This window comes from Ktedonobacteraceae bacterium, assembly GCA_035653615.1.
Taxonomy (GTDB): domain Bacteria; phylum Chloroflexota; class Ktedonobacteria; order Ktedonobacterales; family Ktedonobacteraceae; genus DASRBN01.
On record DASRBN010000027.1, the window covers coordinates 78,287 to 101,955 of the forward strand.

Genomic DNA, 23,669 nt, shown 5'->3' on the forward strand with positions numbered 1-23,669 from the left:
TGGTCTCCTTGATACGCTTACTTTTTGGGCGGCGTGGCGGTGGGGATGATGGCGGGGATGTCCGCCTGCCGCACGCGGTCGTTCAACGCTTTGACGTCGGTATCGATGATCTCCTGCAGGCGTTGCAGTTGCGCGTCGATACGGGCTACGAGGTCGTCAAACAGTTCGTACTCCTGCCGCGTTGGAGCGGCATCGGCGCTCGAGACGACACCGCCCAGGGTGGCGAGCTTGGCGTTGAGTTTGGCCGGATAGTTGAGCGTGTCCTGCCGGCTCCTGGCCTTGAACTGTATCAGTTCATCCTCGACCGGCAGCAGGTGATCCTTGATGGTTTTCCCTAGCCGGGCGATGGCTTCATGCTCCGGCAGTTCCTGCGTGCGCTGCTCCCAATCTTCCACCTGCCGGCGAATAGTGCGCAGCGTGTTGATGGCCTCGTGGGTCTGCGAAAGCTTCTCATGGATTTTCATACGCAGGTCGAACTGCGCTTCCAGCTCCTGCTGGGTTGCCGTTACGCGTGGGTCTTTGCGAATCTCGAACGACTCGATGAGCGACTGATCGCCAACGGTCAACCGCACGCGATAGACGCCTGGTGGCACGAGCGGGCCTGCAAGTGTGGCCTCGGAGGCTACATAGCCCTGCACGCGCTTCGCGTCCGGGTAGCGCATATTCCAGACGAAGCGATTCGCGCCCGACTCTTTGGGGATCGGCGGCCCTTTTTCTCCCGATTCCTGCTCCTCTTCCTTCGTATCGAGGGTTTCATCCGTATCGGCGGGTGGGTCGGTAAAGGTTGGTGGCGCGGTCGCCTCCAGTTCTTCCGTCTCGACCTTGCTGCTGAACGAGCGAATCTCCCTGTCCTGAGCATCCAGGAAGGTGAGTGTGATCTCCCCGGCGGGCTTTTCTTTGAGGTAATAGCTGACAATCACGCCGTTGGGCGGGTTCTGGCCGGCATTGAGATTGCGTTCCACCTTTTTGCCGTCCGGCTGCACTTCGACACGCGCGGTAATCATGGTAGTGCCTGTGCCGCGGTAATATTTGCCCGATTCAGGCGCGCGGGCGTAGCCATAGTTGGTCTGGAAACGAGTGGTGGGACGAGGCCTGAAAAGGTACACCGGGCTATTCTGGACATCCTGATCTACCTGGCGCAAGGGTGTGATGTCGTCCAGTATCCAGAACGAGCGCCCGTGGGTGGCGGCGATGAGATCGTCATCCTTGACTGCCAGGTCGTGAATGGGGACGATGGGCAGGTTGCGCTGCAGCGATTGCCAGTGCGCGCCATCGTCAAAGGAGACGAGGATGCCCAGCTCGGTTCCGGCATAGAGCAGGCCGCGCCGCTGCGGGTCTTCGCGAATGACGCGCGTGAAGGCATTTCCGGCGATGCCATTGGTGATCTTTGTCCAGGTCTGCCCGTAATTGTTGGTTTTATACAGGTAGGGCTGGAAGTCGTCGAGCTTGTAGCGCGTGGCGGCAAGGTAGGCCGTGGCCGGGTCGTGCGGCGATGGCTCGATGATGCTGATGAGCGCCCATTCGGGCAGGTCTTCAGGTGTGACGTTCTGCCAGCTCGCGCCGTTATCGCGCGAGATATGCACGAGGCCATCGTCGGAACCGGCCCAGAACAGGCCCTGTTTGAGTGGCGATTCGGCGAAGGCGAAGATGGTGCAGTAGTATTCCGCGCCGGTATTGTCTTTGGTAATGGGGCCGCCAGAGGCTTCCAACTTCGTGACATCGTTGCGTGTCAGGTCTGGACTGATGATCTGCCAGCTGCTGCCCTCGTCGGTTGAGCGGAAGACATGGTTGCCGGTGACATACAGCACGTTGGGGTCATGTGGCGAAATGAGGATGGGATAGGTCCACTGGAAGCGATATTTCTGGTCCTTCGCGCCCCAACCGGAGGCCAGTTCGGGCCAGACATCGATGTTGCGCTCCTGGCCGCTGCGATGGTCGTAACGGCTCAGGTAGCCCTGGTAGCTTCCGGCAAAGACGATGTTGGGATCGTCGGGCCGCACGGCGATGTAGCCGCTTTCGCCGCCGCCGATTTCATACGTATCGACCTCGGTAATGCCGGCAAGGTTTGAACGACTCGGCACGCTGATAGTGGAGTTATCCTGCTGGGCGCCATACAGACGATAGGGCACCTGGTTGTCGGTGGTGATGTGATAAAACTCCACGGTGGGCTGGTTGTAGATGCTGGACCAGCTTTCTCCACCATTGAAGGTGACAGTCGCGCCTCCATCGTTGCCTTCAATCATACGCTGCGGATTGTGGGGGTCGATCCACAGGTCGTGGTGATCGCCGTGCGGTATGGAGACTTCAAAGAAGGTGCGCCCGCCATCGTTCGATTTCCAGGCCTGCACATTGAGTATCCAGAGCGTTTCGGGGTCCTGCGGATGGGCGTAGATATGCATGTAGTACCAGGGCCGACCGCGCAGGCTGCGATCTTCGCTAAGCCGCTGCCAGCTCGCGCCTCCATCATCGGAGCGGAAGAGCGCGCCATCTTCGGCCTCGATAATAGCCCAGACGCGATCAGTTCTGGCGGGCGAGACGGTGATGCCGATTTTGCCCAGCAGTCCTTTTGGCAGGCCAGGGTTGCGGGTGATCTCCGTCCAGGTATCGCCGCCGTCGGTGGATTTGAAGATGCCGCTGCCTTCGCCGCCGCTGGTGAGCGTCCACGGCCATCTGCGCGCCTCCCAGAACGTGGCATAGAGGATGCGCGGATTGTTGGGGTCCATTGCCAGGTCGATGGCTCCGGCGTGCTCGCTTCTAAAGAGGATGTGTTCCCAGGTTTTGCCGCCATCCTTTGAGCGATAGACGCCGCGTTCGGGATTGGGTCCGTGGGCATGGCCCAATGCCGCTACGTAGACCAGGTCGGGATTATGGGGATGGATGCGCACCTTGGCGATGTGGCGGGTATTCTCCAGACCGAGGTGTATCCAGGTTTTGCCCGCATCGGTCGATTTGTAGACGCCATCGCCATGCGAGACGTTGCCGCGAATAGTTGTCTCGCCCATGCCAGCGTAGATGACGTTGGGATCGGAGGAGGAGACGGCTATTGCGCCGACGGAGGCGCGTTTGAAGAAGCCATCGGAGACGTTTTCCCAGATCAGGCCGCCATCGATGGTTTTCCAGACGCCGCCACCGGTAGAGCCGAAATAAAATACCTGCGCGTGCTGCGGGTCTCCGGCGACGGCGACGACACGCCCGCCGCGGAAAGGGCCGACCAGCCGCCATTCAAGCGAATTGAGCAGGTCGGGATCAATGATAGCTTCTTGAACCGCGGAATCGGTGACGGCGGGTGATTGTCCCTGCCGGGCCTGCCGCGATTGCTGCTGGTGAGTCATGTGCTACGGTTCTCTTTTCTAAGTGCTCGCGTTGTTCTAAAAAGCAGAAGCCAGGGCGACACCCGCGGTTGCCCTGGAGGGGGACGGCCCTTCAGTAATTTTATCATATCCTGCCTGGTCTGTGTCCGGGAAAGAAGTATTCTTTTTATCTCAGAAATACGTGTCAAATACAGCTACCCTGTGTATGTCAGGAAGTCTGGCCTTGCAGGATGATTGAGAGGAACCGGGGAGAAAAGCATGCATGTTGAAAGGAAAGGAAAGAACGTATGAGGCCAAACGTTTCAACGGCGACGAGAAATGCGCATAGAGCGGAATACGCGGCGCGAGGGGCCGCGACCAGCCGGTGGATGACAGGATTTGCGCGCCTGGGCTACGCGGCTAAAGGAGTCGTGTACCTGATTATTGGAGGGCTGGCGCTAGAACTGGCAATCGGTCATGGAGGCGCGGCAACCGACCAGCGCGGCGCCTTGCAGACGATCTATGAGCAGCCCTTTGGGAAATTTCTGTTGATTGTAGTCGGCATTGGGCTGGCAGGCTACGCCTTGTGGAGCTTTATTCAGGCCATTTTTGATACCGAGGGCAAGGGGAGAGACGCGAAAGGTATTCTAGCTCGTATTGGCTATGGCGCTGTAGGTGTCGCTTACGCTTTGATCGCGTTCGGCGCTTTCCAGCTGGCTTTGGGAACTGGCAGCGTGGGGCAACATTCGTCCACTTCGACGCAGGACTGGACGGCAAGGCTGTTGAAGTTGCCCTTTGGCCAGGCGGTGGTGGTGATTGTGGGGCTGATCGTGCTAGGTATTGCCTTTTACCTCTTCGCTAAGGCCTGGAACGCGAAATTCCAGAATCGGCTGGCTTTATCCGGGGTGGCCGCGCGCTTGAGAAGATGGATTGTGGGTTCTGGCAGGCTCGGCTATGGAGCGCTGGGCGTGGTTTTCACCATCATTGGCTTCTTCCTGATCGTGGCAGCGTTACAGCATAATCCGAGCCAGGCGAAGGGGCTGGATACCGCCTTACAGGAATTGTTGCGCCAGCCATTCGGCCCGGTGCTGCTGGGCATCGTAGCCTTCGGGCTGTTCTGCTACGGCATCTATTCGCTGGTGGAGGCACGCTATCGACGCGTGGGCAGGTAAAGCGGGTTCTGGCAAAATAAGCCGGTGAGAGGGGCCGGAGATGAACGCTCGCGATCAACACCGGTAATGCAGACGTGGCTGTGACATGCTGGGGACTGTGACATCCCCGGCATGTTTGTACGTAATCATCTTAGCGATGCGTGTTATACGACCAATGAAAGCAGAGCGAGATGATATGATGCCGTTTCACAGCAGAATTTGCAGAGGCGAGGAAGAATACCCTGTAGGGACAGCGCCTGGCGCCTGCCCCGCGCCGGGAGCGGTGGTCGCCCGTCTTTGCAGGCGAATGTGGCTGTTCCTCTTCAACGGGGTATTGTTCCTGCTGTTCTGCCTGTCCCTGTTACCCGCTCAACAGGCTTTTGCGTATAGCGCGGGCGGGCGTTCATCTCCCCCGGCGTTGCAGGTGAGCCTGGGCTTTCAAGCAACGTACAGGCTGGGCTTCTGGACGCCGGTATTTGTTACCGCAAGCAACGCGAGCCAGGCCGGTTTCTCAGGCACGCTTTCGGTCAGTACTTACGCCGGTTCGCCTCGCACCTCGAATAATGCCAGCGCCTATTGGACCTACGAGGAACCCGTTTCCCTGCGTCCAGGCGAGCAAAAACGCTATACATTGAATGTGCCGTTCTATTTTGGGGTGGGAGCGCGCGGCCTCACCGCGACCGCTCGCCTGCTCGATGCCCAGGGGAGGCTTATCGCCACCCAGGATTCCCCGCGCAGCTATGAAGTGCAGCCCGGAGACCTCTTCATCGGCACGCTTTCTGACCCGGGCGCGAACTTCAATGCCCTGGGCAATGCTCCTTTGCCGCACCAGGGCAGCTCGCCGACGCTGTCCGCGCTGGATGCCAGCACCATGCCGGCGATGGAGTCAATGCTTGAGAATTTCGATGCCATCGTCCTGGAGAATTTCGCGACGAGTTCGCTCAGCGCGGTCCAGCTCGCGGCCCTGCAAACCTGGGTAAACCAGGGCGGCATATTGATCGAGATTGGCGGCGCGCGGTGGCAAAGAACCTTGAGCGCGCTCCCCCCGGGCTTATCGCCCGTGATCGCCAGCGGCACGCGTTCAATCCCGGCAGGAACGCACCTGTTGCCGCCCGGTAGCCCTGCCATTACGACCTACGATAACACGATCCTGAAAGATACGCTGCCTGCCGCCTTAGATGCCAGCACGGGGACGGTACGCGCGCGGGACGCGTTATTCAGCAGCGAGGTGCTGCTCGCTTACGGAACGACGCCGTTGATTGCGCGGGCGCGAGAGGGACAGGGGGCGATCTATTACCTGGCTTTTGATCCCACACAGGCCCCACTCGCGGGCTGGGTTGGCACGCCGACGCTGTGGGCCGCGCTGCTGGAACACGCGATGGGAGACAAGTTTCTCATTCCCGGCACAACACCGAACTATTACAGCGGGCCGGGCCAGTTGCTGACCCGCGGGGGCATTCTCAGCATCATAGCGCCGCGAACGCTTTTTGGCCCCTGGATATTGCTCGCGCTCCTGCTCGGCTACATACTCGTGATCGGGCCGGTACGCGTGCTGGTAGTGAGGCGCTTACCACGACCGGCGGCGGGAGAGGCGCCAGGCGCTGCCCCTACGGCGCGGTTGCGGCGCGCGCGGCGCAGCTGGCTCATTATTTTGAGCAGTATTGTGCTTTTTTCCCTGCTGGCCTATGGGCTGGCGGCGATTGAACGGGGATCGGAGCTGAGCGATAACAGCGTCTCGATCATCGCGCTCAATGCCGATGGGTCGATGGCGCATATTACGACCTATCACGGCATATTCTCACCTGCCAGGGGCGATGTGACGCTGCACATCCCTGGGAATAGCGCGGCCCAACCGGTGCCCAACTCGTTGTTGGAGAATAGCAACGCCGGTATACTCGACGATAACGCGGCCGCGTCGATTGTCTCCGGGCCGGGTGGGACGGATGTGACGCTGACCAACATTGGCCCCTGGACATTTCACCCGGTTGTCAGCGAGGCAGACGAACGACTGCCAGGCGGTCTCGCGGCCCACCTGGCGCTGCAAAACAACCGGCTGGCGGGAACACTCACCAATACACTGGCGACATCGCTGAGCGACGTGTATATCCTGTTTGCTTCGGGCGCGGTTGCCGTTGGACAGCTACCGGCGGGTTCGACGCGGCGGATCTCTTTGCCCCTGGACGGCTCTTTGCTACGTCCGGGCCAATCGCTGGCGGACGAGCTTGCCGGGCGCGGCGGGCTGGCGGTCCCCTACTTTCCTTACGCACAAAACAAGCAGCCGCGAACGGATTTCCAGCAACACATGGCGCTGCTGGCGGCGCTAAGCGGAGCCGGTTTTTCCTTCTCACCGTGCAAGGGTTCCTGCGCGATGCACGCGATCGCGAGCCAGGGGAGCATCTTCATTACCGGGGGCAACGTACCCAACCCGGCGGCGATCAACCCGCCCGAACCATTGTTGCTGCCGGGCGCGCCTGCCACGCTGATCGGCTGGGCGGACGCATCCATTCCTGGCATAGACGATGTGACGATCAATGGCTCGCGGCCCGCGGGCCAGCATGAGAAACTGGTGCGGATGCCGCTTGCTCTTTCCGCCGGCGCGTCGTCCCCCACGGGCGCGCTCGCGGGGGCGATCAGCGGCCAGCTGGTCGATATCGAAAGCTACGACGCCCGACTTGTGTTGCCCGGCACGTATGCGATGGGCCACGGCTACCTGACGTTTGAATTTTCGGTGCCGGCGGCGGCGAGCCAGCAGGCACGGGGTCTGACGATCAGGCAACCCGACCTGCTGGCAGCCAGCTCAGGTGCGGCGGCAGGCGCGACCGGTTATGTGCGGGCGCGTCTCTACAACTGGCAGGCGGGCGCGTGGGACGGCGTGTCGCTCAACGCGGAAACGCTCTCCACATCCGACGCGCGGGCATACCTCGGCCCGGGAGGTCGCGTTTTGATGCAGGTGTCCGGTCGAAGCGGCTTCCAGGGGGAGATCTATTTTGGGACGCCTGCTTTGAGCGTGATTGGATAAAGAGAAAAGGTACCTGAACTATCTCAAAACATTGCCGGAAGCCGCGATGATAGCCCATCCCGGGTTGGATAGACACATCATAGTAACTGGTCAGGATCAATGCCTAAAGAGCGTAGTTTTTCGGCAAACATTCTTTTTTGCGCGGCCTCGGTTTCTGCTCTACGTTCCGCGGCCTCGGTCCTCGTTAGCCGCAGATTTCTATTGGAGTCATAGAGGCGCAACAACGCGCCCTCTGGCACCAGGTAGCTTTCGAGATGCGGGCTCCACAGGCTGCCGTCAGGAAGAGAAGGGGCTTTGCGCATCTGACCGGTTCGCCCATCGCGATGCCAGCCAAACAATCGCCCGCCCTTACGCCTGCTCAAGGGTAATGGAGTCTTGTAGGGATCATAGGCATAGTATTCTTGCACCCCCATCGCGGCGTACGCGGCCGGTTTCTCTTCCAGGTCACGCGCCCGGGTTTTTGGCGAGGCGATCTCGAAGACGACCTGGGGAGGCGGCCCATCGACCCCCACGCGCCAGCTGATATCCGGGGTTTTAGTGACGCCTTTGATCAGAGCCACGTCGGGCGCCAGGGGATATTCATATTCATCAGGAGTTTGAAAGAAGTTGAGATTCTCATAGACCGCGCATGATTGGTCGCGAAAGAGCCATTCGAGCACCTGTTTCAGGTATTCGGCCAGGCTGCGATGCGCAGGCGATTCCCCCATCAAGTCCTCCCCGGTGGGGTGGCAGTCGTAGTAGTAGCGGACTGCTCCTGCGTCATTATTGGTTCGCTCGATCATGGCGCGCTCCTTTTGTCTCTCGTCGCTTCGTTGCGTCCAGGTCGCTTTCCCCTCTGTACGCCTCGACCCCTACCTTTTTCATGTAGAGTGACTTTTCGTGCAGCGATAAAGCCACCTGTCTTTATGGTAGCAGAATTGCATCCCCTCTACAAGCCCTTTTCTAGTAGAGCGGTTTAAAGAATACGTATGGCCCGCTCAAACGGCTGCGGCGCGGCTGTATACCTCTGGTTGATTTCTTGCGTGTCCTGCATAGAGGGGTGGTGGGAGCAAACGCCAGGTGGTGCTATCGATGTTGAAATAGATGGGAGGATACATATATGCCAGATGAGGTCAGCAATTCGAACGAGCCACGCGCCGGGCAGGATCAGTATGCGAACCTTGGTTCGCAAGGAAACGACCAGCCCATAGCGCAATATGGAAGCAGGGATGGCACGGGGAAATTCGGCGACCAGGGCAGCGAGCCCGGCTATAGCCGCTTTGGGCCTCACGGCCTGGATAGGGGCGACGAGGAGCATATCGCCCCGGATGGTTACGGGCCGCAGGATCAATTTGGCGACCTGGACGACCAGGACCCTTACAGCAACCTTGAGAATACCGATCCCGGTGAAAGCCCGGGCGGAGAGGGACTGTATGATATCGAGGATACGTTGTATGGCCTGGCCGAACCCCTTGCTAAGCCCGGCGATGAGAGCCTGAAAGAGCGCGATAAGGATTCGTTTGGAACGCGGGGAAGCCAGGATCAATACGGTTACCAGAAATAGCAGCAAAGCATATGATCATAGAGGGTGATTACGATGCCAGATCAGGAACATTTGAATCTGCTTAAACAGGGTGCAAACGGTTGGAATGCCTGGAGGCAGGCACATCCAGAGGCCGAGCCAAATTTGAATGAGGCGGACCTGAGCAGTATCGAACTAAAAGGGGCCAATCTAAGCAGAACCAATCTGAGCGGCGCGAAGCTCACCAGGACCGTCCTGCGGGATGCAGACCTGGGCTGGTCGAGCCTTGTCGGAGCGGATCTGAGTGGAGCCGATTTAAGCAGGGCCAATTTGAGCGGAGCGGATCTGAGCGGGGCGATTATGCAGGAGGCAAACCTGAGTAACGCCAATCTCAGTAAAGCGATGCTTCTCGGTGCCAATTGTATTGGTGCTAACTTGAGCGAAGCGAACTTGCAAGACGCGAACCTGCAAGGCGCGTATCTGAGGCTGGCGGATCTGCGCGGAGCGATCATTTCGCAGGAACAGCTCAACCAGGCCCATTCGCCGGATGACATCCCTTGATCGCGTTTGATGTGGTGATCGTGGGCGTCGGCCTGCCGGATTGAGCGCCGCGTTGATTCTTGGGCGTTGTCGCCGCCATGTTTTGATCTGCGATATGGGCCAGCATCGCATCGCGCCGGGCGAGTACGAAGAGACCGGCGTTCCCGGCCTCTTCGTAGCCGGTGATGCCTCGCGGCGGCGGAAAGGGCCGGGGCGGCATTCGCGATCAACGCGGTGTTGTTGAAAGCGGGCCTGGGGCGATGTGTTGCTCGAACCAGGCGCGGATGTGCCGCAGGCGTTCGAGGCGCAATTTTGGATGCCCGCCGCGCGAAAGCCCGTGGCTCTGCCCCTCGAAGCGCGCGAAGAGCACCTCGCGCCCCAGGTATTTCAGGGCGGCGAATAGCTGCTCCCCCTGCTCTATATTGCAGCGCAGGTCGTTTTCGCTGTGAATGATGAGCAGCGGTGTGTGGATATGTTTCACATAGGTGATCGGCGACATGCGGCGGTAGAAGTCGGGATCATCCCAGGGCGCGGCGTCCACATGCTCCATGGTGAAGGCGGGGCCGATATCGCTGCTGCCGAAAAATGAGGCGCGATCATTGACGGCCCGGTCGCTCACGGCGGCTTTGAAGCGGTCGCTGTGGCCGATGAGCCAGCTGGTCATGAAGCCGCCATAGCTGCCGCCGATGACTCCCAGGCGTTGCTCGTCGATGTAGCCTTTTTGTAGCGCGGCGTCCACTCCTGCCATGATGTCCAGCGAGTCTTTGACGGCCCAGGCGTTTTGCACGGCCAGGGCGAAGTCCCGTCCATAGCCAATGCTGCCCCGCGGGTTGGTGAAGAGGATGACGTAGCCGGCCCCGGCGAGCATTTGCATTTCGTGCAGGAAGCCGTAGCCATACTGTGTGTTCGGCCCTCCATGGATCTCGACGAGTAGCGGGTATTTCCTGCTGGGATCAAAGTTGGGGGGCTTGAGCAGCCAGCCGTCGATGGGCCAGTCGTCCGCACCGCTATAGGGCAGGTATTCGGGGGTCGATAGCTCCAGCTCGGAGAATAGCTGGTCGTTGAACCCGGTGAGGCGCTGCACTTCGCCCGCCGGGGCCATGGGGCAGAGATATATTTCGCCGGCATGGGTGGGATTTTCGATCAGGGCGGCGATCTTGCCCGAGGCCTGGGCGGCGCTGAAGTCGAGGACGTGAATGTCGCCAGGGGTGACGGTGGGCGGTTGCTTGCCGGCGCCCGTTTCGATGGAGATGGCGTAGATGCGCGATGAGCCGTGATATGCCGCCGGGGCGTAGAGGGTTTTGCCGTCGGACGACCAGGCAGGTGGCGGCATGAGCTGGTCGTTGGTCATGTCGCTATTGGTGAGGCCGTCGAAGCTGCCGTCGAATTCGGCGGTGAGGTTACGGGGCGAGGGCCGATCAATCGGCGATGGGCGCGATAAATCGGCGGCTGTTGCTGCTGGGATGGTGAAGAGTTCGACGTGGTTGCCGTGGTGCATTTTGGGGGTGGCTAGAAATGCGATGGTGCTGCCATCGGGCGACCAGGATGGCGAGCTACAGTTCCGCGTTCCATCCGTTAAACAGTGCAACTGGCCGGGCGCGTTGCTTTCTATTGAGAGGATATACAGGTCGAACGTTGGTAGATACCAGCGGTCTTCTGCGCGGTTGGATGTGAAGGCAATGCGCGTGCCATCGGGCGACCAGGTGGCGTCTTTATCGTCCCAGTCGCCGTCTGTCAGCTGCCGCGGCTCGCCGCCTGCCGCGTCGATCAAAAAGAGGTGCTGGCGATGTTCGTGAATGAAGCCAACGCCGTCGCGGCGGTAGACAAGCCTGTCGATCACGCGCGCTTTGGGCAGCGGTTTTCCATCTTCTGTCTCCTCGTCGAGCGGCCCGACGGCGGCATTGAAGACGAGGCCGCGGCTATCGGGCGACCAGGCGGGATTGCCTGCTCCATGCGGCATGAATGTCAGCTGGTGCGCTTCGCCGCCGGCGGTAGGGAGCAGCCATAGCTGGCCCTTGCCTTTCCCGGCCTTGCGCGGCTCTTTCGCGTATTTCGCCGGCAGCTCGCCTTCGCGGTCGGATACGAATGCGAGCCAGCGCCCATCCGGCGACCAGGATGGACTATGCGCGTTGCCTGGCCCCTGGGTGAGGCGCCTCGCTTCTCCGCCGTCTGCTGGGGCGAGCCAGATGGCGGATTGATAGGTGTGCTTGCGCTCGTCGATGGTTGTGACGACGAAGGCAACGCTCTCGCCATCCGGTGAGATGCGCGGCCTGCTGAGAAATTTCAACTGGTAGAGGTCTTCGATTGTGATTGAACGTGACATGTGTGACTCCAAAAAAGGGTTATATTACTCCTTCGCTTGTTTCCTGTATTAATTGGTCGACGACGGCTTTGAAGTCGCCGGTTCTTTGATAGGTGGCCAGCTGGCGGTCGGCGCTCGAACCATTTTCCAGGATATGGTAGGCGTATTCGACTTCGTGGCGGCTGCCCAGTTCATCGACTACGTCGCCGATAAACCATTCGATCAATTCACGTATCAGGTCGCGCGCCGGTAACTCCTGCTGCTTGCCGAAGTCGATCAGTTTCCCGTCCAGGCCATAGCGCACGGCGCGCCATTTGTTCTCTTCGATCAGGTCGACGGGATAGATGCGGAAGGTGAGGTTGTCGCGGCGCAAACGCCAGAGCTTGGCGATGATGGCCTGGAAGATGGCGGCGACGCACACGGCCTCTTCAATGCGCGTGCATACGTCGCAGATACGAAATTCAAGCGTGGGGTACGACCAGTTGGGCCGCACATCCCACCAGATTTTGCTGCCGTCGGGGATGGTATGGGTCTGTGCCAGCGTATTCACCATGTAGACGTACTCGTCCCAGGAGTTGAACACCCGTGGAATGCCGGTGCGCGGAAAGTTGCGGAAGATGATGCTGCGGTACGACTTGAGGCCGGTCACGCGCCCCATCCAGAAAGGCGAGCTGGTGGACAGGCACAAGACGTGGGGCATGAAGTAACGGGCAACATTCATGGCGTCGATCAGGAATTCGCGGTCTTCGATTCCAACATGAATATGCGTGCCGAAGATCAACAGGCGCTGCGCGAGTTCCTGCAAGTCCTGCTTGACGCCCATATAGCGCTCCATGGGCGTGATCTCCTGCTCCATCCACGAGGAAAAGGGGTGCGTTCCGGCGGCGGCGATCTTCAAACCGTTCTTGCCGGCCAGTTCCAGCAGCGCGCCCCGCAGGCGTGCCAGTTCGGTGCGTATTTGAGCCGGCGTCTGGCAGACGGATGACCCGACCTCAACAATGGATTGATGCAGTTCGGGTTTGACCTGCTCGCGAAGCAGTATCTTGCCCTCTTCAAGAATCTGGGTGATATACGAGCGCAGCTCGCGTGTTTGCGGATCGACGATTTGATACTCTTCCTCGATGCCAAGGGTAAGCGAAGGTTCTTTCATATCATCCTTGCCTTTCCGGGGTGACGACCCCTGTCGGGGGGGTGCAGGGCGACCGGTAGAGAGCCGATTGATCGCGCTCGTGGTCGCCCCAACCCGCGTCAGCGTTTTTCAACGATAAAGGTCGCGACAGCTGAGCCGCTGCCTGCTGAGACGTTGAGCAGGGCCTGAGTCGAGAGGCGCGAGAGGCAGCCGTCCACGTAATCGCCATAGAAGACGAGCGGGTTGGTATCGAGCATGCGATCAATCAACACAACCTGCCCATCAATCCAGTTGGGATAGGGTTCGCTGGGAATGGCGACCCGCTCTTGCACGATATATGGTTGCTCCAGGGCAAGCTGGAGTGTCTTTGCCCATGTCTCCGCGTCCGCCTCCCAGCCCAGGACAATACCGTGGCCGCCGTAATCGTCGTTAGGCTTGAGCACGAGTTCCTCGCGATGCTCAAAAATGAACGGAACCAGGTCAACCGGTTTGCCACGATAGCTGGCAATGCGCTCCTCAACACGGCACGTCCAGGGGATATGTGCGTTGATGGCCTCCAATTCGCTGGTCGTGAAAAGTTCGGCGTTGCGTTCATCGCTCAGCACGGCCAGGCTGGCCTTTTTATGCAGGATTTTGCAGCGGGCGGGATTGACCATGCAGACGGCCCCATCGCGTACAGCTTGCAGGACGGGTTGCTCCAGCCCGCCGCGTTCCACCAGTTCGCTGAGCAGGACGCGCTTATAAATCAAGGTAATGGGAAAATCCCCGGCCATCAAGCGCCCTTCGCGATACTCGACTTCGCGCGGATCAGTGATGATGCATTCGATGCCCTGCGATTTGAAATAGTCGGCGAATAGCACAAACTCGCTATAGCTGGGCACTTCGCGCCAGTCCAGAATGGCGATGCGAGGTGCTTCGCGGCGTCCCAGCCATTGTTGAAACGAATCGATCAGCGCGTGCAGGACGCCATGGCGCGAGGGCAGCGGGCGAACCTCGTACTGGCGCAGGAATTCGCGCATCACCGGCAGGCCATAAAATACTTCCGCGAGAGCATCATTGTAGGCCGGGCTGGCCGGTGTCTCAGCGTTGTATTCGGTAAGGCGCAGGCCACCACGTTCGGTGACGAAGAATGTGTCAACGCGCGAAGTCGGGCTGGGGTCGCGAAAACCCGGGTTGTGCGCGATCAGCGTCTCTTCCCAATCGAGCAGGCCAAATTGAGCGCGGAAAGCGGGGTTCTCGATGGCGACGGCATAGATTTTGTTGAAAGCGCCCATCAGCACATGCACGCGTTTTTGCAGGAACAGGTATTGCTCCGGCGTCAAGAAGCGCGGGCGCAGCACATTGCAGAGCGGGCGCTGCCCAAAGAAGAGGCCGCGCACCCGCTGCTGGCTCTCAAGCTGGAATTGGGACTCGCCCGCCAGTTCGTCGGTGAGGAGATCGTGATAGCTGTTAATGGCTTCTCGTAGTGACATTGGTGCTTCTGCTTTCTAACACACCGCACAGGCGGCAGGCGACCTGACGAGTGCGATGAATCGACTCTCTACCAATCCGCACGCTACCCCTACAGAGCAAGGGGGCATCCATTTATACACGAATATCAGATTCCAGACCTGCATTGGCCTTAAAAAGGGCGTCCCAGCGCAGTTCTTTCGCCTGCGAGCGCGGCTGCTTTGCCAGGCGGATAGCCATATCCGCCATATGTTTGACGACCCAGTCGAAATAAAACGGTGTGAGTGAATAGATATCCATATCGGGCGCGGGGTTCATGAAATCGATGGCATACGGGATGCCGTCGCGAATGGCCCACTCGAGGGAGTTCATGTCGTATCCCAGGGCCCTCACAAGCTTGAGCGAATCTTCTACGACGCGGCTGCCAAGCTCAGGAGAGAGGTGTTCGTGTTCGACATGATACTTGCGCTCGTGTGGGTCGTATTTAATGGGCAGCACTTCTTGCTGGCCCAGGGCGATGCAGCGCACGTACTGGTCCCACTGAATAAATTCCTGCACGATGCCGGTACGCAGGCCGAACTGGTTATAGTGATACAACAACTCGTCCAGCGAATGGCAGATGAAAACGTCTTTCCAGCCGCCGCCCAGGGCATCCTTAAAGACACAGGGCAGGCCGACATAATCGATGATTGCCTGCCAGTCCAGCGGGTAGAGCAGGTTGCGCAGGCTTTCGGTATGCACGATGCCGGGAACATAGTCTTTGTTGGGCAGCACGACGGTCTTCGGGCTGGCGATGCCTAACTTCGTGGCAAGCGCGGCCTCAAAAAACTTGTCATCGGCCGTCCACATGAACGGGTTATTGACGACGGTCACGCCCTGCAAAACGGCATATTTAAGATAGATGCGATAGTATGGTACCTCGTGCGAAATACGGTCGATGATGACGGAGTAAGGGCATGGCTCGTCCATGCGCGTACCACCCAGCTTCACTAACTCTGCTTCAACGCCTTCATCGCGGCGGTTGACCTCTTCTATGAAAGCGGGCGGAAAAGACCATTCTCGTCCTATAATGAGACCAACTTTTAGGGTCATATCCTTTTCCTTTCGGTACGCAAATGCGGAACCTAATCGTGACCGCCGATATAGAGCTGGATCATCTGCTTCCACCAGGGCCAGTCATGCGCCCAGCCATCCCAGATACGCAGCGCGTGCCAGATATTTTTGTCCCAGAGGATCTGTGACAGGTGCTCATTATTCGGGCATGACGGGTCATCACGCCCGATGGCCAGAATAATATCCATGTGCCGGAATGCCTGGAGCCGTTCCGGTTCGTGTTCGCCTTTCATGAAATCGCTGGGGCTGTTGAAATAGACGTTCTCGTCCGAGAAGCCGCCGGTGAAGCGCTTGATGTCATACAGGCCGCTCAGGCCGATGACGCGATCAACCAGGTGCGGGTAGCGAAAGGCGAAGTTGACCGAGTGGTAGGCGCCGAAGCTGGTTCCAGCCGCGATCAGGTACGGGTTCGAGTTGTGCTGGACGGTGAAAGGTAACACCTCGCGCAGGAGATACTGGTCGTACTGCACGTGACGAAACGCGCGTTCAGACGGTGGCCGCCATTTGGCATACCAGCTTTCTGCGTCGACACTATCGACGCAGAACAATTGCAGGCCGCCTTCTTCCAACTGACCGCGCAGTGCATCGACCATGCCGGTATCTTCCCATTGGAAAAAACGACCCTGGGAAGTGGGAAAGATCAAGGCGCGAGCGCCTGCATGGCCAAAGACGAGCAGCTCCATATCGCGCTGCAAAGAGGGACTATACCAACGATGATACTCACGATTCATACAATTATACACTCATATCCGGCTTCATGGCCGGCTCAACATTGTGGGACGGTTCGGCTGCGCACTTGCCGTTCTTAACCCGTCTTGCCAGCGTCGCTCGCTCGTTGGCCTTGTCCATCTTATGAACGCCGCTCGCTCGCGGCTTCGCCGTCACATGAGATGCAGGGCGGCTAGCGCTCGCACTCGGACAAGACAAGCAGCTGTTTCAGGCGACAATCGGTGATCGGGGTGCCTGGCCAGGTAATAGAAAAAATGGGCAGAGGACAGACCATTGCCTGCGTAAAATCTTATCACGCTTGTTAAGAGAATGTCAAATCGGAAGAAGCCGGTGATTCCTATAAGTGGGAGAGAGATGCTTCGTGGCACTCAGCATGACATGCCCCGCGCTGTCATGCTGAGTGCCACGAAGCATCTCCCGCCCGACCGTCGCCCCGTACTCCATGGAACTATGATATAGTACATGTAATGATTTCGAATACCCGCGTGTTCTGTAGGGGTAGCGTGCGGATTGGCAGAGAGTCGATTCATCGCACTCGTCAGGTCGCCTGCCGCCTGCCTTCGTCCCCCGGTCGGGACAGGGACGGGCCGCTGCCCTTACAGAGCATGGTGCTAGCGGAGCTGATAGTGCAGAAAACAACCCCAATGCTCGCGGACGAACGAATTACTCTTCCCTGGCGTCGCTTCGTCGTCTGCGCCTTGATCGTCGCGGTAGGTTTCAATTTACGTTCGATTATGCTAGCCGTTCCACCGGTTTTGCCGCTGATCCAGCATGACCTCGGCCTTTCATATACGGAGACCGGCCTGCTTACGGCGCTGCCGGTGCTGGCGCTGGCATGCCTGGCATGGCCGTCGGGCTTCTTTATCGACCGGGTTGGCAGCCGGCCAGCGGTCATTATTGGTCTGACGCTGCTCGCGGGCGGCACTTTTTTGCGCGTTCTGAGCGTCCAGATCGCGCCGGAAGCAGGTGCGGCGCTACTTTTCCTCTTCACATTGCTTTTCAGCATGGGGGTCGCTTTGACTCAGACGACCATACCAGTGCTGATACGCCACTGGTTCCCGGCGCAGATCGGCTTTGTATCGGCGCTCTTCAGCGATGGGCTGATCATTGGAGAAGCGGTGGCGGCAGGGATCACCGTCCCGTTGATGCTGCAACTGGCGGGAAAAGATGGCTGGGCAGCAACCTTTATCTTTTGGGGCCTGCCAATAGTGGTAGTATTCGTCCTCTGGCTCTGGCTTGCTCCACCCGCGCATACCAGGCCGGTCAGAGCCGGTCGCGGACAGGCAGCAGGCGCTATCCCGACAGCGATGGAAGACGCGGCGGCGCAATCAGTAGCGATGAGCGATAGGCTTCCTGAAGATACCGGCAAAAGACCTCGTGTCAACGCGCTGCACCTCGGTATCCTGATCGGTGGGGGCAGCCTCATTTATTTTGGTATGAATGGCTGGATCGCGCCCTATAATGTGGCGATCCATGCCAGCGCCTTAACGCCGCCAGCGCTGGCGATCTTGAATGCCGCGCAATTGCCGGTCAGCCTGGCAGTCACACTTTTCGCGCAGCGACTGGCGGGCCGCCGCTTGCCCTTTATTATCGCGGGCCTGGTCTGCGGCCTCTCAATTGCCGGCTGGCTACTGGCGCCGGCGACCCTGGAACCGCTATGGGCCGCCCTGCTGGGGGGAAGTTCCGCTTTCGTCTTCACACTCGGCATCGCGCTGCCGCCCCTGCTAGCGTTGCCTCACGAAGTAGCGCGCCTGACGGGCATCACTATCTCCCTTACCTACGCGGTCGCTTTCGTAGGGCCTTTCGCAGGCGGGGAGTTATGGGATATCCTGCACATACCCGCCATGGCCTTTCTGCCGGTAATCATTGCCTCCTTAATGCTCATCATTCTGGGCACATTGCTGCCCTCTCGCGCCCAGTTCGGATTGCAACCCGCCCCATAGGAGCCGATTCATCGTGCCCAGCGCCGATTGATCGGCCCCCGTCCCGGGACGCCTGATGAATTTTTCCAAACGAATCGGGGTATCCGTTCGTGTCATTCTGAGCGCAGCGAAGAATCCGTGTCCATCGCGCCAGAGATTCTTCGCTGCGCTCAGAATGACACGACCTGGGCCGCTTAGATTACCGATTTTGATTGTTAAAATTGATTAGGGGCCGATTTATCGGCCCCGGAGTTGATGACTTGCCTGCAAAACTGTAATGAAGTATGCTTTCTTTGAAAGAAGAAACTCCAACCCTGATTTTTTCCCTGGTGAATAGGGGAATGCTCCAGGGACAGCGGCTTGTCCCTGTCCTGAACCCCCGGAGCAGGCAAGATCAATGGAGGGACCTATGATGCAGCTGTATCGAGATCGAAGTGAAGCAGGACAGGAACTGGCGACCAGGCTGGCTGCATACGCGCATCGTCAAGATATTATTGTGCTTGCCTTGCCACGCGGGGGCGTTCCAGTGGCTTTCGAGGTGGCGAAGGCCCTGCACGCCCCATTAGATGTGTTTGTGGTACGTAAACTCGGCGTGCCCGGCCACGAAGAACTGGCTATGGGAGCCATCGCGACGGGGGGCGTGCGTTTTGTCAACCAGGAAGTGGTACGCATGCTGCGCATTCCTGATGCCGTAATCGACGCCGTGACGGCACGAGAGCAACAAGAGCTGGAGCGCCGCGAACACCTGTATCGCGATGACCTGGCACCCCCCGATGTGCGTGGCCGGGTGGTGATCCTGGTAGATGACGGCCTGGCGACGGGTTCGACCATGCGTGCCGCGGTAACGGCGCTGCGACAGCAACAGCCCGCCCGTATCGTCGTCGCCGTACCGGTAGCTGCCCCTTCTACCTGTGCGGAGTTGCGGGCCGAGTTGGATGAAATCATCTGCGCGCAAACGCCGGAGCCATTCTATGGAGTGGGCTACTGGTACGAAAATTTCGCGCAAACCAGCGAAGAGGAAGTACATGACCTGCTGGCACAGGCCGAGCAAGAAAGACCGGCCGTGAGGAGCAAAAAGTAATCTCGCACGGATACAACCTGGATGCGACCGTGAAAAAAGCACCCGGTTGAACGTAATCATCTTAGCTGGTTCAGCAAGACGCATTCACCCTCGTCATATAGAAGTTATTTATACGGCAGGAACGGGTACAAAGATGCTTAAGCGGTATGCTGCCGGGCCACAGTTGAATGTTCTCCGCGTGCTACTGGCAGCATGCTGCCCGCTTTTGGCCGTGCTGCTCTTTCCTTCTCTCACGGCAGCGGATTCAACCCACGTAGCAGCACAACATATTTCGCTGCAAGTCAGCCTTGGATTTAACGAAAACTACCGCCTGAACCTCTGGTCTCCTGTTCAGATCGCGCTCACGAATAGCGGACCTGATTTTAGTGGAACAGTATCCGTCTACACCTTCAGTTCCCAGGCCCGCTCGAACTCCGCGCCGCCTGCTTATTCGCCCTGGAACTTTCAAGTACCTATCAAGCTCGCAAAGGCAACGCGGAAAGAGATTCATTTGAACATCCCTCTCTACTACGTGAGCGCGAATTACCCGTTTGGCGTCGAAGCGCGCGTGCTTGATACACGGGGGCGCGTCGTCGCCACACGGCGGGATGTCGCCAACTACCTGAATGCCAATGACATCCTGGTTGGCACTTTCTCCGCTCGCAACGCCGGATTCGGGCCTCTATCGACCGTCGCGCTGCCCAACCACGCCAGTTCTATCGTCGTCACTTCCCTGGACGCAGCCAGCATGCCCTCATCTCCTGCTCTACTCGCCAACTTCGACATGCTGATAGTTGATGATGTGACGACCGCGGCGCTCAGCGCGGCACAACGGGCCGCCCTCGTATCATGGGTCAACCAGGGCGGTGCGCTCATCGAGGTGGGTGGAACAGGTGCGCAACGCACGCTGGGCGGCCTGCCCCCTGAATTACTGCCCGTCCACCTGCTTGGCACCGCGATGCTTCCACCAGGCACGCACCTGCTGCCTGAAGAGGACAGGCCCCAGGCGTCGTCCCCACAGGGAAGCGACCAGCCCATGAATGATACGCTGCAACAACCCATTCCTATAAGTACAGCAACATTGAACGTGAAAGGAACAAATGGACAACCACAAGGCGACGAGCAGGCCACCACAACAAACACCCCTACCGCTCTGGCCGTCCTTTCCTCTGGCGCCATCCCGCTGCTGGTAGAGGCGCAACATGGGCAGGGCACAATTTGTTACCTCGCCTTCGACCCTGCCGTACAGCCTTTCCTGGGTTGGTCCGCCATCACCGTCTTCTGGAAAAGCCTGCTAGTGCGCGCGCTCGCCGACCAGGCCTTGATCGGCAACGCGCCAAAATTCAGTAGCGGGCCGGGAGATGTGCTGGTAAAAGAGGGACTGGAACAGATGCTACAGCCACCCTATTTCTTCTCACCATGGATCGCCGCCGTACTGCTGCTGAGCTATATCCTGGTACTCGGGCCGGTCAGCATCCTGCTACTGAAGCGTTTGAAGCGCCCTCAATGGGTATGGCGTACCATCCTGGCCGGCATCGTCTTCTTCTCGCTTTTCTCCTATGGACTCTCATTTTACGCCCACGGCGCCGCCCTGCTGGATAATACCATCTCGCTGCTACAGCTGAACGCCGATGGTTCACCGGCCCATATCACCACCTACTCCGGCATTTTCACACCCGACGATGGCGACTTCATCATCCAATTTCCCGCCAATCAGCTGGTACTGCCCGTCTCATATCCCCTCGCCGCCTCAAGTCCTGTCTACTCGTCCGACGACCCGCACATCAGCCTCTCTCCAATCTCAGACAGCGTCATTGTGCGCGAGCCGGGAACAGGGCCATGGACCTTTCATGCCCTCGTCTCGCAACAGGACCTCCAGCTGCAAGGCAAGATCACCTCCGCTCTCACCTTGCAGCAAAACCGCCTCGTGGGATCAATCACCAATACGCTCGAAACCGCGCTCGATGATGTGTTCGTGCTGTTGCCACACACATTCGTCTCCATCGGTCACCTGCCCGCCGGGGCAACCACGTCCGTTGATCTCCCGTTACAACACGCCGCAAAAGCCGGTACGACTCTGGCCGACGCCATTGCTATAGATAATGGCCTGCCCGCGTCGTATTTCCCGTACAGCAATAATGGTCAGGCCCCCAGCGATTTCCAGCGCCACATCGCCACCCTCGAAGCGCTCAGCGGTGCCGGAATCGCCTATACGCCCTGCGGCGGCCCCTGCATTACCCAGGCGCTTGTCAGCAAAGGCTCCGTCCTGACCGCGCCCCCCGGAACACCTGAAACCCTGCATCTACCCGTCAACAGTGATCCATTGCTGCTAAACGCGGCGCAGGCCACCCTTATAGGCTGGGCAGACGCCCCACTGGACGGCACAAACGCCATTACCATCAACCAGAAGCGCCCAAACGGCTTTCATGATAACCTGGTAGAAGTGCCGGTGGCCCTCGATTTTCCGCAAAATGCGAACGTGCCGCCCAACATCGTGCAGGGCAGGGTAATAGACGAACAGAATAGCGACGTGGAATTGACCGCGCCCGACACCTACAGCCTGACGACGGGAGTGGTGAGCTTTGAGTTCGCGCTGCCCCTGTCCCAGGCTGCGGCGATTAGCAGTATGACCGTAACGGAACCGGATGCCATCTACGACCTCAGCCATCAAACCCACCCGCCTGTAGCCGGCGACGTGATACAGGCGAGCCTGTTTAACTGGCAAACGAACAAGTGGGAGAGGATAACGCTACACTCAGGAACCTTTACGACGGCAAATGCCGCCGCCTATATTGGGGCGGGCGGGCGCGTGCTCTTGCAGGTTGCCAACGCCGATCCATCGGGCCTGCTGCTGTTCGCGAAGCCATCGGTGAGTGTGCAGTAAGGAGATATCGCTATGGCCCTGCTGGGCATCGATTTAGGCACAGGCGGAGTAAAGGTCCTGATTCTGGATACCGGCGGGCAAACCTTGAGCGTAAGCAGGGCGGGCTACGAGGTCGCATCTCCACAGCCGGGCTGGGCAGAAAGCGATCCCGGTGCGTGGTGGCAGGCGACGGTAACTGCCGTGCGAGCGGCAACGGCACAGGTTCCAGGAGCGGAGATCGCCGCCATTGGCCTCTCAGGGCAGATGCATGGAGTGGTTCCAACCAGCGAAAAAGGACGCCCAACACGACCCGCTCTACTATGGCCCGACACGCGAGCGGAAGAGCAACTTCAACGCTACTCGGCCCTGCCGCCTGCCCTCCTGGAGCACCTGGCAAACCCGCTCGTGCCCGGCATGGCCGGTCCGCTTTTGTGCTGGGTAGCAGACCACGAACCGTCAGTCTATACTGCGACGCGTTGGGCGCTGCAAGCGAAGGATTGGCTTCGCCTCTGCCTGACAGGTTCCATCGCCGCCGACCCCAGCGATGCCTCGGCCACCCTGCTCTACAATCTATCTGCTGATAGATGGGCGGATGAGGTGATAGATGCTCTTGGTCTGAGGCGCGAGCTATTTGCGCCCATCTCTCCATCCGCGGGGATTGCCGGGACGCTTTCCACACACGCGGCGCGAGAGCTTGGCCTGCCACCAGGCCTGCCCATCGCTACGGGAGCCGCCGATACAGCTACCGCGGCACTCGGCAGTGGTTTGCTCGTTCCTGGTCCCATGCAACTGACACTTGGAACCGGCGCGCAGGCAGTGCAACTTATTGCTGAACCACTGGCCGATCCTACGAGGCGCACGCATCTCTATCGAGCCGCCGGTGGAGCTAGCTGGTACCGGATGGCGGCGGTACAAAATGCCGGGCTCGTGCTCGACTGGGTTCGCGGAGCCTTGAATGCTACCTGGGAAGAACTCTACGGGACCGCAAATCGAGTGCCGCCGGGTTCTGCTGGATTGATATTCCTGCCCTACCTGACGCGCGAGCGCCCGCACCACCCCAATCCCGCCAGCACCGGAGCTTTTCTGGGTATGCGTATCGACCACGGGCGCGAACACCTCTTACACGCCGCGCTCCAAGGGGTGGCCTTCGGCATCCGGTCTGCCCTGGATGCCCTGCCGGGATCGAGCGCGGAGAATATGTTGTGCCTGGCCGGTGGTGGCAGCGTCCATCCCGCCTGGCGTCAAATGCTGGCCGATATTCTGGGCCGTGAATTATGGACGGTCGATACGCCCGATGCTTCCGCTCGTGGGGCTGCCCTGCTGGCCGGTATCGCCAATGGCACCTGGGCCAATGCGGCGGCAACGGCTTCGATTGCTCCTGCTGTGCATCTCGCCGCGATGCCGGGTAGCACGAAAGCGGCTTACGACGAAGCCTACGCGAAGTTTCTTAGCTTGTCGGATGCAACTTTTGAGGCAAACAGATAATCTGGCTATCGCGCCTGTTTTTCTGTACATCCCTTTCTGCTTCAGGAGCCATAGACTATGTGCTGGCCTGCGTACGCAACCGTGCCGCCGTTTCCGCCAATGTGCGGCATTTAATG

At 59.3% G+C, this 23,669-nt stretch carries 16 protein-coding genes; 8 read left to right on the forward strand and 8 right to left on the reverse strand.

All coding sequences use genetic code 11. The features are described 5' to 3' along the window. Positions 1-17: 17 nt before the first annotated feature. Complete coding sequence (locus VFA09_14425) at positions 18-3,332, reverse strand: hypothetical protein (protein ID HZU68469.1); 3,315 nt, start codon at positions 3,330-3,332, stop codon at positions 18-20. A 266-nt stretch (positions 3,333-3,598) separates the two neighbouring features. Here VFA09_14425 and VFA09_14430 point away from each other — a divergent pair, with 266 nt between their 5' ends. Continuing rightward, a complete protein-coding gene (locus VFA09_14430) occupies positions 3,599-4,462 on the forward strand; it encodes a DUF1206 domain-containing protein (protein HZU68470.1) in 864 nt (287 codons plus the stop codon). Between the two features lie 175 nt (positions 4,463-4,637). Then, positions 4,638-7,460, forward strand: a complete 2,823-nt coding sequence (locus VFA09_14435) for a hypothetical protein (GenBank protein HZU68471.1) — start codon at positions 4,638-4,640, stop codon at positions 7,458-7,460. Positions 7,461-7,537: 77 nt separating this feature from the next. Here VFA09_14435 and VFA09_14440 read toward each other — a convergent pair whose 3' ends face one another. Further along, the gene (locus VFA09_14440; GenBank protein HZU68472.1) at positions 7,538-8,242 is read right to left on the reverse strand and encodes a Uma2 family endonuclease; all 705 of its coding nucleotides are present in this window, start codon (positions 8,240-8,242) and stop codon (positions 7,538-7,540) included. 317 nt (positions 8,243-8,559) lie between these two features. On the opposite strand from VFA09_14440, the gene VFA09_14445 reads away from it, so the two are divergent. Then, positions 8,560-9,003, forward strand: a complete 444-nt coding sequence (locus VFA09_14445; protein HZU68473.1) for a hypothetical protein — start codon at positions 8,560-8,562, stop codon at positions 9,001-9,003. 33 nt (positions 9,004-9,036) lie between these two features. Continuing rightward, on the forward strand, positions 9,037-9,522 hold the full coding sequence (locus VFA09_14450; protein ID HZU68474.1) for a pentapeptide repeat-containing protein: 486 nt from the start codon (positions 9,037-9,039) through the stop codon (positions 9,520-9,522). Here the strand turns inward: VFA09_14450 and VFA09_14455 are convergent. The 6 genes from VFA09_14455 to VFA09_14480 all read right to left on the reverse strand — a co-directional run bounded on the left by VFA09_14455 (position 9,488) and on the right by VFA09_14480 (position 16,225). Further along, entirely contained in the window at positions 9,488-9,721 is a 234-nt protein-coding gene (locus tag VFA09_14455) for a hypothetical protein (GenBank protein HZU68475.1), read from the reverse strand. The genes VFA09_14450 and VFA09_14455 overlap by 35 nt on opposite strands. Before the next feature lie 6 nt (positions 9,722-9,727). Then, on the reverse strand, positions 9,728-11,824 hold the full coding sequence (locus VFA09_14460) for a S9 family peptidase (GenBank protein ID HZU68476.1): 2,097 nt from the start codon (positions 11,822-11,824) through the stop codon (positions 9,728-9,730). A 19-nt stretch (positions 11,825-11,843) separates the two neighbouring features. Further along, positions 11,844-12,953 carry a carboxylate-amine ligase gene (locus VFA09_14465; GenBank protein HZU68477.1) on the reverse strand — a complete coding sequence of 370 codons (1,110 nt, stop codon included), beginning with the start codon at positions 12,951-12,953 and terminating at the stop codon, positions 11,844-11,846. Positions 12,954-13,051: 98 nt separating this feature from the next. Next, complete coding sequence (locus tag VFA09_14470) at positions 13,052-14,404, reverse strand: hypothetical protein (protein ID HZU68478.1); 1,353 nt, start codon at positions 14,402-14,404, stop codon at positions 13,052-13,054. Positions 14,405-14,516: 112 nt separating this feature from the next. Then, a complete protein-coding gene (locus tag VFA09_14475; protein HZU68479.1) occupies positions 14,517-15,473 on the reverse strand; it encodes a hypothetical protein in 957 nt (318 codons plus the stop codon). Between the two features lie 32 nt (positions 15,474-15,505). After that, positions 15,506-16,225, reverse strand: coding sequence for an alpha/beta hydrolase-fold protein (locus tag VFA09_14480; protein HZU68480.1), 720 nt, complete (start codon positions 16,223-16,225; stop codon positions 15,506-15,508). A 624-nt stretch (positions 16,226-16,849) separates the two neighbouring features. On the opposite strand from VFA09_14480, the gene VFA09_14485 reads away from it, so the two are divergent. The 4 genes from VFA09_14485 to VFA09_14500 all read left to right on the forward strand — a co-directional run bounded on the left by VFA09_14485 (position 16,850) and on the right by VFA09_14500 (position 23,553). Continuing rightward, positions 16,850-18,166 (forward strand): MFS transporter, encoded by a 1,317-nt coding sequence (locus VFA09_14485; GenBank protein ID HZU68481.1) that lies wholly within the window; start codon positions 16,850-16,852, stop codon positions 18,164-18,166. 388 nt (positions 18,167-18,554) lie between these two features. Continuing rightward, on the forward strand, positions 18,555-19,226 hold the full coding sequence (locus VFA09_14490; GenBank protein HZU68482.1) for a phosphoribosyltransferase: 672 nt from the start codon (positions 18,555-18,557) through the stop codon (positions 19,224-19,226). Positions 19,227-19,359: 133 nt separating this feature from the next. Continuing rightward, entirely contained in the window at positions 19,360-22,089 is a 2,730-nt protein-coding gene (locus tag VFA09_14495; protein HZU68483.1) for a hypothetical protein, read from the forward strand. 12 nt (positions 22,090-22,101) lie between these two features. After that, a complete protein-coding gene (locus VFA09_14500) occupies positions 22,102-23,553 on the forward strand; it encodes an FGGY family carbohydrate kinase (GenBank protein ID HZU68484.1) in 1,452 nt (483 codons plus the stop codon). The last annotated feature ends 116 nt before the right edge of the window (positions 23,554-23,669 follow it).

Excerpts from the sequence above, each read along its gene's own strand:
- VFA09_14425 (HZU68469.1), bottom strand. The coding sequence starts at position 3,332 with ATGACTCACCAGCAGCAATCGCGGCAGGCCCGGCAGGGACAATCACCC.
- VFA09_14430 (HZU68470.1), top strand. The coding sequence starts at position 3,599 with ATGAGGCCAAACGTTTCAACGGCGACGAGAAATGCGCATAGAGCGGAA.
- VFA09_14435 (HZU68471.1), top strand. The coding sequence starts at position 4,638 with ATGATGCCGTTTCACAGCAGAATTTGCAGAGGCGAGGAAGAATACCCT.
- VFA09_14440 (HZU68472.1), bottom strand. The coding sequence starts at position 8,242 with ATGATCGAGCGAACCAATAATGACGCAGGAGCAGTCCGCTACTACTAC.
- VFA09_14445 (HZU68473.1), top strand. The coding sequence starts at position 8,560 with ATGCCAGATGAGGTCAGCAATTCGAACGAGCCACGCGCCGGGCAGGAT.
- VFA09_14450 (HZU68474.1), top strand. The coding sequence starts at position 9,037 with ATGCCAGATCAGGAACATTTGAATCTGCTTAAACAGGGTGCAAACGGT.
- VFA09_14455 (HZU68475.1), bottom strand. The coding sequence starts at position 9,721 with ATGCCGCCCCGGCCCTTTCCGCCGCCGCGAGGCATCACCGGCTACGAA.
- VFA09_14460 (HZU68476.1), bottom strand. The coding sequence starts at position 11,824 with ATGTCACGTTCAATCACAATCGAAGACCTCTACCAGTTGAAATTTCTC.
- VFA09_14465 (HZU68477.1), bottom strand. The coding sequence starts at position 12,953 with ATGAAAGAACCTTCGCTTACCCTTGGCATCGAGGAAGAGTATCAAATC.
- VFA09_14470 (HZU68478.1), bottom strand. The coding sequence starts at position 14,404 with ATGTCACTACGAGAAGCCATTAACAGCTATCACGATCTCCTCACCGAC.
- VFA09_14475 (HZU68479.1), bottom strand. The coding sequence starts at position 15,473 with ATGACCCTAAAAGTTGGTCTCATTATAGGACGAGAATGGTCTTTTCCG.
- VFA09_14480 (HZU68480.1), bottom strand. The coding sequence starts at position 16,225 with ATGAATCGTGAGTATCATCGTTGGTATAGTCCCTCTTTGCAGCGCGAT.
- VFA09_14490 (HZU68482.1), top strand. The coding sequence starts at position 18,555 with ATGATGCAGCTGTATCGAGATCGAAGTGAAGCAGGACAGGAACTGGCG.
- VFA09_14495 (HZU68483.1), top strand. The coding sequence starts at position 19,360 with ATGCTTAAGCGGTATGCTGCCGGGCCACAGTTGAATGTTCTCCGCGTG.
- VFA09_14500 (HZU68484.1), top strand. The coding sequence starts at position 22,102 with ATGGCCCTGCTGGGCATCGATTTAGGCACAGGCGGAGTAAAGGTCCTG.